The organism is Collinsella aerofaciens (assembly GCF_964283865.1).
GTDB lineage: Bacteria > Actinomycetota > Coriobacteriia > Coriobacteriales > Coriobacteriaceae > Collinsella.
This window is the reverse complement of record NZ_CAXYLS010000001.1, coordinates 169,954-184,961: the sequence shown is the minus strand read 5'-3', so window position 1 is coordinate 184,961 and position 15,008 is coordinate 169,954. Positions and strand designations below refer to the sequence as shown.

Sequence of the window (15,008 nt, the reverse complement as noted above, 5' to 3'; positions counted from 1 at the left end):
CTGTGGCAGATTTCGAAGCTACTGATTTTGACTCGGTAAAGATCTCCCTTGCCTCCGCCGACCAGATCCGTTCCTGGTCGCACGGTGAGGTCAAGAAGCCGGAGACCATCAATTACCGTACCCTCAAGCCCGAGAAGGACGGCCTGTTCTGCGAGAAGATCTTCGGTCCCGCCAAGGACTGGGAGTGCTCCTGCGGCAAGTACAAGGGCATCCGCTTTAAGGGCATCGTCTGCGAGCGCTGCGGCGTCGAGGTCACCTCGGCCAAGGTGCGTCGCGACCGCATGGGCCACATCGAGCTCGCCGCTCCCGTGTCCCACATCTGGTACTTCAAGAGCCCCACGAGCTTCCCGATGAGCCGTATGCTCGACATCAAGTCCAAGGACCTCGAGAAGGTTCTGTACTTTGCCAGCTACATCATCACCGAGGTCGACTACGAGGCTCGCGAGGCCGACGCTGACGACCTGCGCGAGGAGCTCGCCGCCGATCTGGAAGAGATCGATGCCGAGTGCGCCCGCCAGATCGAGTCCCTCAAGGAGCAGGGCAACCCCGAGAACTTTGACGAGTTCTCCGACGAGGAGCCGCTGACCCCCGAGGAGATCGCCTCTGGCATCGTCGACATCGAGGAAGAGTGCAAGGACGAGAAGCAGCTCCGCACGGACGCCTTCAACGCCTTCATGAAGCTTACCGAGCGCGACCTCATCTCCGATGAGCCGCTGTTCCGCGAGATGACCCGTTACTACTCCATGTACTTCAAGGGTGGTATGGGTGCCGAGGCCGTCCGCGACCTGCTCGCTGCCATCGACCTCCCCTCCGAGGCCGAGAAGCTCAAGGCCATCATCGCCGACGAGGATTCCCAGAAGCAGAAGCGCGAGAAGGCCGTTAAGCGCCTCGAGGTCGTTGACGCCTTCCTGAAGGGCGGCAACAGCCCCGCGAACATGATCCTGGATGTCATTCCGGTCATTCCGCCCGATCTGCGCCCGATGGTCCAGCTCGACGGCGGCCGCTTCGCCGCGTCCGACCTCAACGACCTGTATCGTCGCGTGATCAACCGTAACAACCGACTCAAGCGCCTGCTCGACCTGGACGCCCCTGCGATCATCGTGAACAACGAGAAGCGCATGCTCCAGGAGTCCGTGGATGCCCTGTTCGACAACGGCCGTCGTGGTCGCCCGGTCTCTGGCCGTGGCGGTCGCCCGCTCAAGTCGCTCGCCGAGGCCCTCAAGGGCAAGCAGGGTCGTTTCCGTCAGAACCTGCTGGGCAAGCGTGTCGACTACTCCGGCCGTTCGGTAATCGTTACCGACCCCAAGCTGCTGCTGCACCAGTGCGGTCTGCCCAAGACCATGGCGCTGGAGCTCTTCAAGCCCTTCGTCATGAAGCGCCTGGTCGAGCTCGGCAAGGTCGAGAACATCAAGGGCGCCAAGCGCGCTATCGACCGCGGTGCCACCTTTGTGTGGGATATCCTCGAAGAGGTCATCGACGGTCGCGTCGTGCTGCTCAACCGTGCACCGACCCTGCACCGTCTGTCCATCCAGGCCTTTGAGCCGGTGCTGGTCGAGGGCAAGGCTATCCACCTGCACCCGCTGGTCTGCTCGCCCTTCAACGCCGACTTCGACGGCGACCAGATGTCTGTCCACGTGCCGCTGTCCAGCCAGGCTCAGGCCGAGGCTCGCGTGCTCATGCTCTCTGCGAACAACCTGCGCTCGCCGGCATCCGGCAAGCCGGTTAACATCCCTTCGCAGGACATGATCATTGGTGTGTACTACCTCACCCAGGTCCGCGAGGGTCTGCCGGGCGAGAACCACGTGTTCGCCAGCTTCGACGACGCGCTGCACGCCTATGACTGCCGTTCCGAGGTCGACATGCAGGCCAAGATCCAGGTTCGCGTGTCCGCTGCCGATGCCAACGTCATCAACGAGGACGGCACCCGTATCTTCCGCGTCAAGAACGGCAAGAACGAGTTCGTCGACTACGACGTTACCGGCAACAAGACCGCGCGCTTCGAGACCTCTATCGGCCGCATCATCTTCAACCGCCAGTGCCTGCCCGAAGACTATGAGTTCATGAACTACAAGATGGTCAAGGGCGATGTGGCCAAGCTGGTTGCGGACTGCTGCGATCGTTACCCCGAGGCCAAGGTCGGCCCGATCCTCGACGCCATCAAGTACTCCGGCTTCCACTACGCTACCCGCGCCGGCCTCACCATCTCGGTGTGGGACGCTCTCATCCCTGCCGAGAAGCAGGAGCTGCTCGATCGCGCCCAGGCCAACGTCGACCAGATCAACGAGTACTTCGAGGAGGGCTTCATCAACGAGACGGAGCGCCACATCGAAGTCGTTAACGAGTGGACCGCTTGTACCGACAAGGTTGCAGCGCTCATGCTCGACTTGTTCGACGAGGAGAACCCGCTCTATATGATGGCCGACTCCGGCGCCCGTGGTTCTAAGACCCAGCTGCGTCAGCTCGGCGGCATGCGTGGCCTGATGGCAGACATGTCCGGCGAGACGATCGACCTTCCCATTAAGGCGAACTTCCGCGAGGGCCTGCTGCCGCTCGAGTACTTCATTTCGACCTACGGCGCCCGTAAGGGCCTGGTCGATACCGCATCCCACACCTCGGACTCTGGTTACCTGACCCGTCGTCTGGTCGACGTGGCCCAGGACGTCATCGTCCGCGAGGAGGACTGCGGTACGCACGAGGGCGTCACCTACAACCTCATCATCCCCGGCACCACCGACCTCAACACCGACCTCGTCGGCCGTTGCTTCATTGAGGACGTCGTGGCCCCCGATGGCACCGTGCTCTTTGAGCAGGACGGCTACATCGAGAAGGTCGCCGACATCCAGAAGATGGTCGATGCGGGCCTCAAGAAGGTTAAGCTCCGCGCGCTGCTCACCTGCCGCTCCAAGTACGGCGTGTGCCAGAAGTGCTACGGCTGGGATCTTTCCACCCGTCGTCCGGTCGCCATCGGTACCGCGGTCGGCATTATTGCCGCCCAGTCCATCGGCGAGCCCGGTACGCAGCTTACGATGCGTACCATTCACTCCGGCGGCGTCGCTGGCGTCGACGATATTACGCAGGGTCTGCCTACGGTCAGCCGTATGTTCGATATCGTCGGCAACGTCAACGAGAAGATCCTGGGTCGCGAGGCCGAGCTGGCTCCGTACTCTGGCCACCTCTCGATTAAGCCCGAGAAGTCCGAGTACGTGCTGACGCTCACCGACTCCGAGGATCACACCAGTGTCCTCGACGAGCGTCGCGTCCCCGCTTCGGTGCGCTTTATGCCCGAGATCGAGGACGGCTGCGAGGTTCGCGCCGGCGACCAGATCACCAAGGGCTTCGTCAACTTCCGCAACCTGCGCAAGCTGACCGACATCGAGTCGACGATGCACACCTTCGTCGAGAGTGTCAAGGACGTCTACACCAGCCAGGGCGTCGACCTGAACGACAAGCACATCGAGGTGCTCGCACGTCAGATGCTGCGTCGCGTTCAGATCACCAACCCCGGCGACTCCAAGTACCTGCTTGGTCAGTACGTCGACCGCTACGAGTTCGCCGACGAGGTCGAGCGCGTTGCCCGTCTGGGCGGTCAGGCTCCTGTGGCTGAGCCCGTCATCCTGGGTACGCTCAAGGTCGCGTCCAACATCGACTCCTGGCTGTCGAGCGCTTCGTTCATCCGTACCGCCGGCGTCCTTACCGAGGCTGCCATCGAGGGCAAGGTCGACCACCTGCTCGACCTTAAGTCCAACGTCATCGTCGGTAAGAAGATCCCGGCTGGTACCGGCCTCAAGCCGTACGCCAACGCCAAGCTGACGTATCGCACGGCTGACGGCTACGTGGACATCGACGGTCCGGCTTCGCCCAACGCCAAGTCGCTGCCCGAGTGGGCTCCGGTTGAGCTCAAGGACCTGGACGAGCAGCTCCCGCAGCAGCTCGACTGGGCCGGCTACGACGAGTTCGGTGGTGCTGACGGTTCGTTCACCCGCAACGGCCACACCATCTCCGCCGAGAAGGCTCGCCTGTACCTGTTCGACGACCTGGGCGTGTCGCAGCGCTGGACCAACAAGTTCAGCGAGGTCGGCATCGAGACGGTCGGCGACCTGGTCGGCAAGTCCGAGGAGGATCTGCTGCGCATCGATGGCATCGGTGCCAAGGCGATCGAGGAGCTCCGTGATGGCCTTGAGGCCCACGACCTGCTCTACATCCTCGAGAACAACGACGACGTTGCCGACGAGGAAGACCTCTCGCAGCTGCTGCAGATGGTCTTTAGCCCCGACGGTCCGGACGACATCCTGCTGGGCACCTCCGCCACGCCGACGCATCACGCCGACGCCGACGAGGAGCTCCTGGGCGCCCCGATCGACGACAAGAAGGCTCCCGCCAACGGTGCCATCAACGAGGACATGGCTTCCCTCGACGAGTTGCTTAACCAGCTCGTAGACACCGACGACGCCGAAGAGGCCAAGGACAACGACGAGGAGTAATTAGTTCCGCCGTTCTAACGAACGGCGGCGACCTCCGTCGCTGCGCGGCCCCCAGAGCTACAATCTGTCATTCAAAAGGCAGGGCATGACCAAAAGGTCAATGCCCTGCCTTTTTCATGCCATCTTGTACGCTCTGGGGGCCGCTCGCTTGCGTATGCTCAACCTGTTGCGTTCCGTTGATCCCTTGCCAAAAAGGGACAGGTTTATTTTGGTAGGTTTTTCCTGCTTGGATTTGAAACATTTCGTTCGGCCAAAGCGTATCTATGGTGAGGACCTCATCAAGAACCATCAGCGTCACCGGGAGGTGATTATGGAAGAACAAGCTTTTAGACAGGCGGTCGAAGACCACCGGGATGTCGTGTTTCGGATCGCATTGACGTATCTGCGTGATCGCGCTGACGCCGACGATGTCGCTCAAGACGTCTTTCTTAAGTTGCTCAAAAGCGACGCGCAATTTGAAAACTGGGAGCATCTTCGTCGATGGCTTATCCGGGTCACGATCAATGAATGTAAATCTCTCTTTCGAAAGCCGTGGAGGCGCGTGGAGGATATTGAGAATCTGGCCGATTCGCTTTCGACGGCGCAGGAGGAGACCAAGGCGGTCCTGTCAGACGTTATGCGACTTCCGGAGCGATTCCGTATTCCTATCGTGCTCTATTACTATCTGGGCTTCTCGACTTCAGAAATTGCCGAGTTACTGCATGTGCCAGCCGCGACCGTTCGAACGCGTTTAGCTCGCGGCAGATTGAAGCTCAAGTTCATCCTAGAGGAGGGCGACCGTGAAATCCAACCAGATCAAGCAGGCCTTCGAGTCCGTCCAAGCCGATAGCGATCTTGCTGACCGTGTTCTTTATGCCGCTGCTGGCGAGCCGCTTCGCCGAAAGGGTCACGCGAAGCCTCTGTATGTTGCCGTAATCGGATGTCTTGCCGGAGTGCTGGCGACCGGAGGGGTCGCCTACGCCGTCGTCAATTCCAGTTATTTTGCCTCTGCCTGGGGAAACCATGGCAACGGAGGGTCCATTACCTGGACTCAAGGTGGCTCGTCGGGGACTAAATATACATACACCAGAGAGTTTGGTGATGGTATCGCGCCCCAAAGCTTGGAGGGTTCAGTACAGAAGGTCAATCTGTCCGTCGAGGGCAACGGCTATACACTCGACATTCATGATATGGCTATCGACCAAAACGGCTGCGGTGCTGTGACGTTTACGCTGTCCAATCCAAATGGTGTTAACTACTACAAGCCGGCAGCAGAGACAGGCGAACTTGTTCTCTATGGTGAAGAAGAACAAGGCATCGGTACACCCAGCATGAACTTCGGCGAGGAATGGGCTGATACACGCTGCACCATTGATAAAGACACATCAAGCGACACGGTCATTAACGGCACGATGTACTTTGCCTCTATGGATCGCGAGCGAGGTTTTCAACATGCGGTCACCTGGAATATCTCGTGGACCGAGGGCGAAGGAGAGGATGCGAAGCCGTTCGAGGCATCGACGCCCGAGTTTAGCGTTGGAGCGTACGTCGATACTAAGGAACTCCGCTCCGATGACTCGCCTCTCGAGATCAGCCCGTTTTCCATCCAGACGCACATCGATGATCTGGGCATTGACGCAGTCACGAAGAAGTTGACGGTTACCTACAAGGATGGATCGGAGCAGATTATCGAAGATGACGACGCAGGGGCGTTCAACTTATATTTTTCTTATACGCGCAATAGCGGAGAGAACATCTGGGTGCCAACGAAGTTGATTGATGTCGACCAAGTGGTCTCGGTGACCCTCGAGGGCACGAGATGCACATCAACAGGAGAGACCGAAACAGAAGTACCCTTTACCATCGTCTATTCGTAAGGTCTAGGCCGCTTCCCAAGAGGGGAAGCGGCCATTTTTGCGTTACATGGACGGCTGGAATGGGCACTTGCGCACAGGCGGGGATTCCTTTTATGGAGGCTTTGCGGAAATATGGCTATTTTGGGATACGCCCGGCGGCGTGGTCTGTTGACGGCACAGCTAACGGCACGTATCCTATCGAACTGCGTGTTTCGTAGGGGGATGCTGACCCCTCGATTCAAGCCGTTGCACTTTACAGAAAGCTGGAATCATTCGAGAAGGAGTACGCTTTGCCTACTATTAACCAGCTGGTTCGCCAGGGCCGTCGTTCCGTGCCCAAGAAGTCCAAGAACGCTGCTCTGCAGCACAACTCCCAGAAGCGCGGCGTGTGCACCCGCGTCTTCACCACGAGCCCCAAGAAGCCGAACTCGGCTCTTCGTAAGGTTGCCCGTGTTCGCCTTGTCAACGGCATCGAAGTTACTGCTTACATCCCGGGTGAGGGCCACAACCTGCAGGAGCACTCCATCGTGCTCGTCCGCGGCGGTCGTGTCCGTGACCTCCCTGGTGTCCGTTATCACGTCATCCGTGGCGCCTACGACGCTGCTCCGGTCCAGAACCGTATGCAGGCCCGTTCCAAGTACGGTGCTAAGCGCCCCAAGGCTAAATAAGCCAGATAACGTTTTGATACTTTCGCCGTGTGCCGTCTTGAGCGCCGCACGGTAGACACTTAAGGAGATTTCACATGCCGCGTCGTGCAGCAGCTAATCGTCGTGAGGTTCAGCCTGACGCCGTTTACAACAACCGCCTGGTGACTCAGCTCATCAACAAGGTCCTTCTTGACGGCAAGAAGGCCACCGCTGAGCGCATCGTTTACACCGCTTTCGAGATCGTTGCCGAGAAGTCCGAGGGTGGCGACGCTCTCGCTACCTTCAAGAAGGCTATGGACAACGTCAAGCCCACGCTCGAGGTTAAGCCCAAGCGTGTCGGTGGCGCTACCTATCAGGTCCCGATGGAGGTCAACTCCCGTCGTTCCACCGCTCTGGGTATCCGCTGGATCGTCAACTTCTCCCGCGCTCGCAAGGAGAAGACCATGGCCGAGCGTCTCGCCAACGAGATCCTCGACGCTTCCAACGGCCTGGGCGCTTCCGTCAAGAAGCGTGAGGACGTCTTCAAGATGGCCGAGGCCAACCGCGCGTTCTCTCACTATCGTTGGTAAGTTAAGGTAAGGAACTAACATGGCTAAGCCTAAGTACAAGCTTTCCGATACCCGTAACATCGGCATCATGGCTCACATCGATGCCGGTAAGACCACCACGACCGAGCGTATTCTTTACTACACCGGTAAGACCCACAAGATCGGTGAGGTCCATGAGGGCGCTGCCACCATGGACTGGATGGTTCAGGAGCAGGAGCGCGGCGTAACCATTACCTCCGCTGCTACCACGTGCTTCTGGAACAAGGACGGTAAGGACTACCGCATCCAGATCATCGACACCCCGGGCCACGTTGACTTCACCGCCGAGGTCGAGCGCTGCCTGCGCGTCCTCGATGGCGCTGTCGCCGTCTTCGACGCCGTTGCCGGCGTTCAGCCCCAGTCTGAGACCGTTTGGCGTCAGGCTTCTACCTTCAACGTTCCCCGCATCGCCTTCATCAACAAGTATGACCGCGTGGGCGCTGACTTCTTCAACGCTATCGAGACCATGAAGGATCGTCTCGACGCTAACGCCGTGGCCGCTCAGGTCCCGATGGGCGCCGAGGACAACTTCTGGGGCGTCATCGACCTGGTCACCATGACCGCATGGGACTTCAAGGCCGACGAGAAGGGTATGACCTACCCCGAGCCGATGGACGAGATCCCGGCTGAGTTTGCCGACATCGCTGCCACCAAGCGCGAGGAGCTCCTTGACGCTGCTGCCAGCTTTGACGACGAGCTCATGGAGAAGATCCTCATGGAGGAGGACTTCACCGTCGAGGAGCTCAAGGCTGCTCTGCGCAAGGGCGTTCTGGCCAACGAGCTCAACCTCGTCTTCGTGGGTTCCGCCTACAAGAACAAGGGCGTTCAGGAGCTGCTCGACGCTGTCGTCGACTACCTGCCCAGCCCGCTCGACGTTGAGGCCGTCACCGGTACCGATCCGGACACCGGCGAGGAGATTCAGCGTCATCCTTCCTTCGACGAGCCCTTCTCCGGCCTGGTCTTCAAGATCATGACCGACCCGTTCGTCGGTAAGCTCACCTATGTCCGCGTTTACTCCGGCCGCGCCGAGTCCGGCTCTTACGTGGTCAACGCTTCCAACGGTCAGCGCGAGCGCCTCGGCCGCATCCTCGAGATGAACGCCGCCGAGCGTATCGACCGTGACGACGCTGCCGCCGGCGACATCGTCGCTTGCGTCGGCTTCAAGAACTCCACCACCGGTGACACCCTGTGCGCCGAGGGCAAGGAGATCGTCCTCGAGAAGATCGAGTTCGCTAAGCCCGTTATCGACGTTGCCATTGAGCCCAAGACCAAGGCCGAGCAGGACAAGATGTCCCTGGCTCTGACCAAGCTCGCCGAGGAGGACCCGACCTTCCAGGTGTCCACCAACCACGAGACCGGCCAGACCATCATCGCCGGCATGGGCGAGCTGCATCTCGAGATCATCGTCGACCGTCTGCTCCGTGAGTTCAAGGTTGACGCTAACGTTGGTAAGCCCCAGGTTGCCTACCGCGAGACCGCTGGTCACGACGTCGAGAAGGCTGAGGGCAAGTTCGTCCGTCAGTCCGGCGGTCGCGGTCAGTACGGCCACGCCGTCATCAAGCTCGAGAAGATGGAGGAGGGCTTCGGCTACGAGTTCGTCAACGCTATCGTCGGCGGCGTCGTGCCCAAGGAGTACATCCCGTCCATCGACAAGGGCATCCAGGAGGCCCTGAACACCGGTGTTATCGCCGGCTTCCCGGTCCTCGACGTTAAGGTCACCCTGTTCGACGGTTCTTACCACGAGGTCGACTCCTCCGAGGCCGCCTTTAAGATCGCCGGTTCCATGGCTATCAAGGACGCCCTCAAGAAGTCCGACCCGCAGCTGCTCGAGCCGATCATGGCTGTCGAGGTCGAGACCCCCGAGCAGTACATGGGCGACGTTATGGGCAACCTCTCCGGTCGCCGCGGCAAGATCGAGGGCATGGAGGATCGCAAGAACAGCAAGCTCATCCGTGCCAAGGTGCCGCTGGGCGAGATGTTCGGTTACGCTACCGACCTTCGCTCCCAGACCCAGGGTCGTGCATCCTACACGATGCAGTTCGACTCTTATGAGCCCGCGCCCAAGTCCATCGTGGACGAGGTCATGAGCAAGAACGCCTAAGTTCGAGCTCCCTGTTACGTAATCCGCGAGAGCATCTCTCGCACTCTTTGGAGGTTTAAGTTGGCTACCCAGAAGATCCGCATTCGCCTCAAGGGCTATGATCACGAGGTCGTCGATCAGTCCGCGAAGCTCATCGTCGAGACCGCTCAGAAGACCGGCGCTCGCGTTTCCGGTCCTGTCCCCCTGCCCACCGAGCGCAACCTGTACACGGTTATCCGCTCGCCGCACGTGAATAAGGACTCCCGTGAGCAGTTCGAGATGCGCACCCACAAGCGTCTCATCGACATCCTCGACCCCACCTCGGGCACCGTTGATTCGCTCATGCGTCTCGACCTCCCCGCTGGCGTCGACATCGACATCAAGCTCTAAGCGATATCGCTCATAGCTTAAAGGGCCCCGCTGCCGTTACGGTAGCGGGGCCCTTTTGTTTTGCATGATGGGTTTGGATCGCCGGGTAAGGCTGCCGAGCGGCTGGATGTGGCGACCTACTCACTCAAGGGGCGCAATGACGCTTCCTCAAAATGGAAGGATCGCAAGCCGTCTTCTGTTTCGATGCACGCACGACCAAAGCCATCGACCGTTTTAAAGATGCCTCGCGCCAGCTCGTCACCGGCAGGGGAGCGGGCGATAACGTGCTTTCCAATCCAATTGAGGTGAGCGACATATTCGCCGTGGACGGGCGCGAGCGGTCCGGTGTTTTCTTCCATGGCGTTGAGGCGTTCTGCCCAGGCATCTATAGCGTCTATAACTGCGTGATAGACCTCATCGAGGAGCATGTCGACAGCTGGAACGTTCTCGTTAAGGTCCGAGAGACCGATTGCTGGCAGGCCGCCATCGGGCACCTCTTGGGGCGCATAGTTCACATTGACACCAATGCCACAGACGGCGAAAGGTTTGCCTTCGTTATCGCGTGCGGCCTCGACCAGAATGCCGCCGAGTTTGCGCCCTCGAGCGACCAAGTCGTTGGGCCATTTGAGGCCAATCTCGTTTGCAAGACCCTGCTTTTCGAGCGCCTCGAGTACCGCTAGGCCGCTGACGGCGGCAAGGCCAGAGTACTTGGCGGGATCAACACATGGACGTAGGACAATCGAGAGTAACAGGTTGCCGGCGGTTGAATCCCACTTGTGGCCGCGTCGGCCGCGTCCTGCCGTTTGCGCGCGGGCTGCAAGCCCCGTGCCGTGCGGCTCTCCCTGTTTTCCTGCTTCGAGCAGGTCGTCGTTGGTCGATCCGGTTACGTCGACTATCGTTAATTGGGCATCCATAGCGGCTGCTACCTCCTTAATGAATAAGTGAATGACGTAATGGTGTCGATAGATAGACACAATGTGAAGCCTTTGTCGCATTTGGACAATTTAATGTTAACACGTCAACAAAGCGAAGAATGCGCTATCCTCTCTTGGTCGATGTAAACACGTCAACAACTCAAAGGAGGTTAGTGATGGGTTTCACGATACTGGGAACGGGCTCGGCACTTCCCGAGCGCAGCGTTTCCAACGACGAGCTGTCCGAGTTCCTGGACACCTCGGATGAGTGGATTTTTACCCGCACGGGGATCAAGAGCCGCCATGTGTGCACCGCCGAGTCGCTCGACGACCTTGCCGTGGCAGCGAGCGAGCAAGCGCTCCAGACGTCCGGAATCGATGCGAGCCAGCTGGATCTTATCGTCTGCTCGACGACGACGGGTGACCACCTTGTTCCCGCCGAAGCGTGTGCCGTTGCCGAGCGACTAGGCGCGACGTGCCCTGCCTTCGATGTCTCGGCGGCCTGCGCCGGCTTCGTATTTGCGCTCGATGTCGCCGAGGGCTATATCGCCCGCGGCCGTGCCGAGCGCGTGCTTATCGTTGCTGCCGAGCAGATGACGCGCGCGCTCGACTGGACCGACCGCGCCACCTGCGTGCTCTTTGGCGATGGGGCAGGCGCCGCAGTGATTGGGGCTGGGGGAGACAACCCCATTGCTGTTGAGCTTTCGACGGCGGCCGACGTCGAGACGTTGCGCGTTCCCGGCCTGGTCGGCACCTCGCCGTTTAAGGCCTCCGCAGATTGCGAGAGCGTGCTGTCCATGAATGGCCGCCGCGTGTTCAAGTTTGGCGTCAACGCCATCTGCGACACGGTCCGTAGGCTTGCGAGCGATGCGGGCATTTCGGTCGAGGATATCGATCATTTTGTATTCCATCAGGCTAACGAACGAATCCTGAGCCAGGCGGTCAAGCGCCTCGGCGTGCCAGACGAGCGCGTGATTCGAACGCTGCGGGAGACCGGCAACATTTCGAGCGCCTGCATTCCCTTTGCGCTTGACCGACTGGCACGCACCGACGCACTGAATGTGGGCGACACCATCGCCTTGGTTGGATTTGGCGCCGGTCTGGATATAGGTGGCTATCTGCTTCGTTGGAAGTAGTCGCACATAGGAAATAAAAACGCCCTAGGGCACAACCAAAGGAGAACTACCATGGCAGATCAGAAGACCTTCGAGCGCGTTTGCGACGTTATCCGCGAGACCGCTGGCCTTGACGACGTCGAGATGAAGCCCGAGTCCACGCTCGAGGAGATTGGTCTCGACAGTCTGGGCACCGTGGAGATCCTCGTCGCCGTCGAGGACGAGTTTGGCATTGAGCTCGATACCGAGGAGAACCCCAAGACGGTCGGCGAGTTCGCCGATACGGTCGAGGCGGCATTGGAGAAGTAGAGATGCTCAAGACTCCTCTCTGCGATCTGCTCGGCATCGAAAAGCCCGTGTTCCAGGGCGGTATGGCCTGGATTGCCGACGCCTCGCTGGCATCTGCCGTGTCCGAGGCGGGCGGCTTAGGGATTATCGCGGCGATGAACGCCGACGCCAACTGGCTGCGCGATCAGATTCACGAGCTGCGCGCCAAGACGGATAAGCCCTTTGGCGTCAACGTTATGCTCATGAGCCCGTTTGTCGACGAGGTCGCACAAGTGGTGATTGATGAGCAAGTGCCGGTCGTCGTGACGGGTGCCGGCAATCCCACCAAGTACATGAAGGCGTGGAACGACGCCGGCATCAAGGTTATCCCGGTTGTTGCCTCGGTGGCGCTGGCGCGTCTCGTGGCGCGTCGCGGGGCCACCGCCGTGGTTGCCGAAGGCACCGAATCGGGTGGGCATATTGGCGAGACGTCGACGATGGCACTTGTCCCGCAGGTTGTCGATGCGGTCGATATTCCCGTGGTTGCGGCTGGCGGCATCGCCGATGGCCGCGGTGTGGCGGCCGCCTTTATGCTCGGCGCCGCCGGCGTGCAGGTGGGAACACGCTTTCTGGTCGCAAACGAGTGCACCGTATCGGAGCAGTACAAAGAGCTGGTGCTCAAGGCGGGCGACACGTCGACGCGCGCGACCGGTCGCTCGACGGGACATCCGGTGCGTGCGCTCAAGAGCCCCTTCACCAATGCCTACGCCAAAAGTGAGGCGGCGGGCGCAAGTGTCGAGGAGCTTGGGGCCATGGGCACGGGTGCTCTTCGCAAGGCCGCCAAGGACGGTAATTACGAAGAGGGTTCGTATCTGTGCGGACAGATTGCCGGCATGGTCAACGAGCGCCAGAGTGCGTGCGAAATCGTTGACGACCTGGTCGATGGCGCCGAACACGTCCTGAAGGGTGCGTGCGCATGGGTAGCGTAGCGTTTCTGTTTGCCGGCCAGGGTGCCCAGCACCCCGCGATGGGTGTCGACCTGATCGAGGCATCGCCGGCGGCTGCCGAGGTGTTCGCGATCGCCGACGAGGTGCGTCCGGGAACCAGTGAGCAGTGCCGGAGCGCCTCCAAGGAGGAGCTCTCGCAGACCGAGAACACGCAGCCTTGCGTGTTTGTTCACGACCTGGCAGCGGCTGCCGCACTGCGCGAGCGCGGCGTGGTGCCTGCCGCCTGTGCGGGATTCTCGCTGGGCGAGGTCGCTGCGCTCACCTTTGCGGGGGCGTTCGATACGCGAGCGGGCTTTGAGCTCGTGTGTGAGCGCGCGGCATTGATGGCCGCGGCTGCTGAGCGCCATCCGGGCGGCATGCGCGCCGTCATTAAGCTCGATGCGGCGCAAGTCGAGAACCTGGCTGCGCAGGCCGGCGAGGACTGCTGGCCGGTCAACTACAACAGCCCGCAGCAGACGGTTGTTGCCGGAGCGCCCGAGGCGCTGCAGGAGCTCGACGTCCTAGTAAAAGAGGCTGGCGGCCGCGCTATGAAAGTCGCGGTGTCTGGTGCATTTCATAGCCCCTATATGGCCGAGGCGACTGAGGGGCTGGCGACGTATATCCAAGCCGGCCACGCGCCGTCTTCGCTGCTGATTTCGGTCATGGCAAACATGACGGCGGCGCCCTATCCGGCGGACCCGCAGGCGGCATCGGAGGTGCTGGCCAACCAGGTGAGCCATGCCGTGCGCTGGGTTGACACCCTGCATGCGCTGCAGGATCAGGGCATCGACACGTTTATTGAGGTCGGCCCCGGCAAAACGCTGTCGGGCCTGGTCAAGCGTACGCTGAGCGACGTTCGCGTGTATTCGTGCGAAACGGCTGAGCAGGTCGCAGCTATTGCCGACGAGCTCGCATAGTTCACAGGGCTGCAACCCGAAAGGAATGACATGGGCAACTTGAACAACGGCGCGCTCGAGCGCAACGACTCACGTCGCGTGGCACTGGTCACGGGCGGCTCGCGGGGTATCGGCCGCGCCTGCGCTGTCGGTCTGGCGGAGGACGGCTTTGATATCGCCGTCGTCTATGCCGGCAGCGTCGATGCGGCGCGCGAGACGTGCGAAGCCTGCGAGGCGTCTGGCGCCACGGTGCGCGCATATCAATGCGACGTGGCCGATCCCGCTGCCGTCAACGCGTGCGTGGAAGCGGTCCTCAACGACTTTGGCTCCATTTGGGCGCTCGTCAACAACGCCGGCATCACGCGCGATGGCTTGCTCATGCGCATGGGCGATGACGCCTTCGATCGCGTGCTTGATGTCAATCTCAAGGGAACATTCAATATGACGCGCGCGCTCACCAAGACCTTTATGCGCCAGCGCGGCGGTTGCGTCGTCAACATGAGCTCGGTCGTGGGCCTGATGGGCAACGCCGGACAGGCCAACTACGCTGCCTCCAAGGCGGGCGTGATTGGCCTGACCAAGGCGGTAGCGCGCGAGCTTGCGCCCCGCGGCGTACGAGTGAACGCGGTCGCCCCGGGGTTTGTCGAGACGGATATGACGTCAAAGCTCTCGGAGAAGGTGCGTGCGGCAACCGAGGAGCAGATTCCCCTGAAGCGCATGGCGCGCCCCGAGGAAGTGGCCGGCGTGGTGCGCTTTCTGGCGAGCGATGCGGCGGCCTACATTACGGGCGAGGTCGTGCGCGTCGACGGCGGAATGGCGATGTAAAAACCA

General features: G+C 60.6%; 14 protein-coding genes. 12 read left to right on the top strand and 2 right to left on the bottom strand.

The window, feature by feature from the left end:
- The first annotated feature begins 2 nt into the window (after positions 1–2).
- Positions 3–4,481, top strand: a complete 4,479-nt coding sequence (locus ACRX4W_RS00825) for a DNA-directed RNA polymerase subunit beta' (protein ID WP_432298913.1) — start codon at positions 3–5, stop codon at positions 4,479–4,481.
- Between the two features lie 97 nt (positions 4,482–4,578).
- Here the strand turns inward: ACRX4W_RS00825 and ACRX4W_RS00820 are convergent, their stop codons facing one another.
- Complete coding sequence (locus tag ACRX4W_RS00820) at positions 4,579–4,899, bottom strand: hypothetical protein (RefSeq protein ID WP_432298944.1); 321 nt, start codon at positions 4,897–4,899, stop codon at positions 4,579–4,581.
- Here ACRX4W_RS00820 and ACRX4W_RS00815 point away from each other — a divergent pair.
- The 6 genes from ACRX4W_RS00815 to rpsJ all read left to right on the top strand — a co-directional run bounded on the left by ACRX4W_RS00815 (position 4,792) and on the right by rpsJ (position 10,020).
- Entirely contained in the window at positions 4,792–5,310 is a 519-nt protein-coding gene (locus ACRX4W_RS00815) for an RNA polymerase sigma factor (RefSeq protein ID WP_432298943.1), read from the top strand. The genes ACRX4W_RS00820 and ACRX4W_RS00815 overlap by 108 nt on opposite strands.
- Complete coding sequence (locus tag ACRX4W_RS00810; protein WP_432298912.1) at positions 5,261–6,337, top strand: DUF4179 domain-containing protein; 1,077 nt, start codon at positions 5,261–5,263, stop codon at positions 6,335–6,337. Before ACRX4W_RS00815 ends, ACRX4W_RS00810 begins: the two co-directional genes overlap by 50 nt.
- 269 nt (positions 6,338–6,606) lie before the next feature.
- Complete coding sequence (rpsL, locus tag ACRX4W_RS00805; protein ID WP_006235012.1) at positions 6,607–6,984, top strand: 30S ribosomal protein S12; 378 nt, start codon at positions 6,607–6,609, stop codon at positions 6,982–6,984.
- A gap of 74 nt (positions 6,985–7,058) precedes the next feature.
- Complete coding sequence (gene rpsG, locus ACRX4W_RS00800) at positions 7,059–7,532, top strand: 30S ribosomal protein S7 (RefSeq protein WP_006235013.1); 474 nt, start codon at positions 7,059–7,061, stop codon at positions 7,530–7,532.
- A 19-nt stretch (positions 7,533–7,551) separates the two neighbouring features.
- On the top strand, positions 7,552–9,651 hold the full coding sequence (fusA, locus tag ACRX4W_RS00795) for an elongation factor G (protein WP_022094183.1): 2,100 nt from the start codon (positions 7,552–7,554) through the stop codon (positions 9,649–9,651).
- Positions 9,652–9,711: 60 nt separating this feature from the next.
- Complete coding sequence (gene rpsJ / locus ACRX4W_RS00790) at positions 9,712–10,020, top strand: 30S ribosomal protein S10 (protein WP_022094184.1); 309 nt, start codon at positions 9,712–9,714, stop codon at positions 10,018–10,020.
- Positions 10,021–10,136: 116 nt separating this feature from the next.
- Here the strand turns inward: rpsJ and ACRX4W_RS00785 are convergent, their stop codons facing one another.
- Positions 10,137–10,913 (bottom strand): biotin--[acetyl-CoA-carboxylase] ligase, encoded by a 777-nt coding sequence (locus ACRX4W_RS00785; RefSeq protein WP_432298911.1) that lies wholly within the window; start codon positions 10,911–10,913, stop codon positions 10,137–10,139.
- 176 nt (positions 10,914–11,089) lie between these two features.
- On the opposite strand from ACRX4W_RS00785, the gene ACRX4W_RS00780 reads away from it, so the two are divergent.
- Genes ACRX4W_RS00780 through fabG form a run of 5 tightly spaced genes read left to right on the top strand, consistent with a single transcriptional unit; the run spans position 11,090 to position 15,002 of the window.
- Positions 11,090–12,049 carry a 3-oxoacyl-ACP synthase III family protein gene (locus ACRX4W_RS00780; RefSeq protein WP_432298910.1) on the top strand — a complete coding sequence of 320 codons (960 nt, stop codon included), beginning with the start codon at positions 11,090–11,092 and terminating at the stop codon, positions 12,047–12,049.
- 51 nt (positions 12,050–12,100) lie between these two features.
- Positions 12,101–12,337, top strand: a complete 237-nt coding sequence (locus ACRX4W_RS00775) for an acyl carrier protein (protein WP_117639573.1) — start codon at positions 12,101–12,103, stop codon at positions 12,335–12,337.
- Between the two features lie 2 nt (positions 12,338–12,339).
- The gene (gene fabK, locus ACRX4W_RS00770; protein ID WP_432298909.1) at positions 12,340–13,284 is read left to right on the top strand and encodes an enoyl-[acyl-carrier-protein] reductase FabK; all 945 of its coding nucleotides are present in this window, start codon (positions 12,340–12,342) and stop codon (positions 13,282–13,284) included.
- Positions 13,272–14,198 carry an ACP S-malonyltransferase gene (locus tag ACRX4W_RS00765; RefSeq protein WP_432298908.1) on the top strand — a complete coding sequence of 309 codons (927 nt, stop codon included), beginning with the start codon at positions 13,272–13,274 and terminating at the stop codon, positions 14,196–14,198. Before fabK ends, ACRX4W_RS00765 begins: the two co-directional genes overlap by 13 nt.
- 30 nt (positions 14,199–14,228) lie before the next feature.
- Entirely contained in the window at positions 14,229–15,002 is a 774-nt protein-coding gene (gene fabG, locus ACRX4W_RS00760) for a 3-oxoacyl-[acyl-carrier-protein] reductase (RefSeq protein ID WP_432298907.1), read from the top strand.
- Positions 15,003–15,008: the final 6 nt, after the last annotated feature.

What these genes read in the sequence shown, in the direction of transcription:
- ACRX4W_RS00765 (WP_432298908.1), top strand. Translation starts at nt 13,272, where the DNA reads ATGGGTAGCGTAGCGTTTCTGTTTGCCGGCCAGGGTGCCCAGCACCCC.
- fusA (WP_022094183.1), top strand. Translation starts at nt 7,552, where the DNA reads ATGGCTAAGCCTAAGTACAAGCTTTCCGATACCCGTAACATCGGCATC.
- ACRX4W_RS00775 (WP_117639573.1), top strand. Translation starts at nt 12,101, where the DNA reads ATGGCAGATCAGAAGACCTTCGAGCGCGTTTGCGACGTTATCCGCGAG.
- ACRX4W_RS00785 (WP_432298911.1), bottom strand. Translation starts at nt 10,913, where the DNA reads ATGGATGCCCAATTAACGATAGTCGACGTAACCGGATCGACCAACGAC.
- ACRX4W_RS00780 (WP_432298910.1), top strand. Translation starts at nt 11,090, where the DNA reads ATGGGTTTCACGATACTGGGAACGGGCTCGGCACTTCCCGAGCGCAGC.
- fabK (WP_432298909.1), top strand. Translation starts at nt 12,340, where the DNA reads ATGCTCAAGACTCCTCTCTGCGATCTGCTCGGCATCGAAAAGCCCGTG.
- rpsG (WP_006235013.1), top strand. Translation starts at nt 7,059, where the DNA reads ATGCCGCGTCGTGCAGCAGCTAATCGTCGTGAGGTTCAGCCTGACGCC.
- fabG (WP_432298907.1), top strand. Translation starts at nt 14,229, where the DNA reads ATGGGCAACTTGAACAACGGCGCGCTCGAGCGCAACGACTCACGTCGC.
- ACRX4W_RS00815 (WP_432298943.1), top strand. Translation starts at nt 4,792, where the DNA reads ATGGAAGAACAAGCTTTTAGACAGGCGGTCGAAGACCACCGGGATGTC.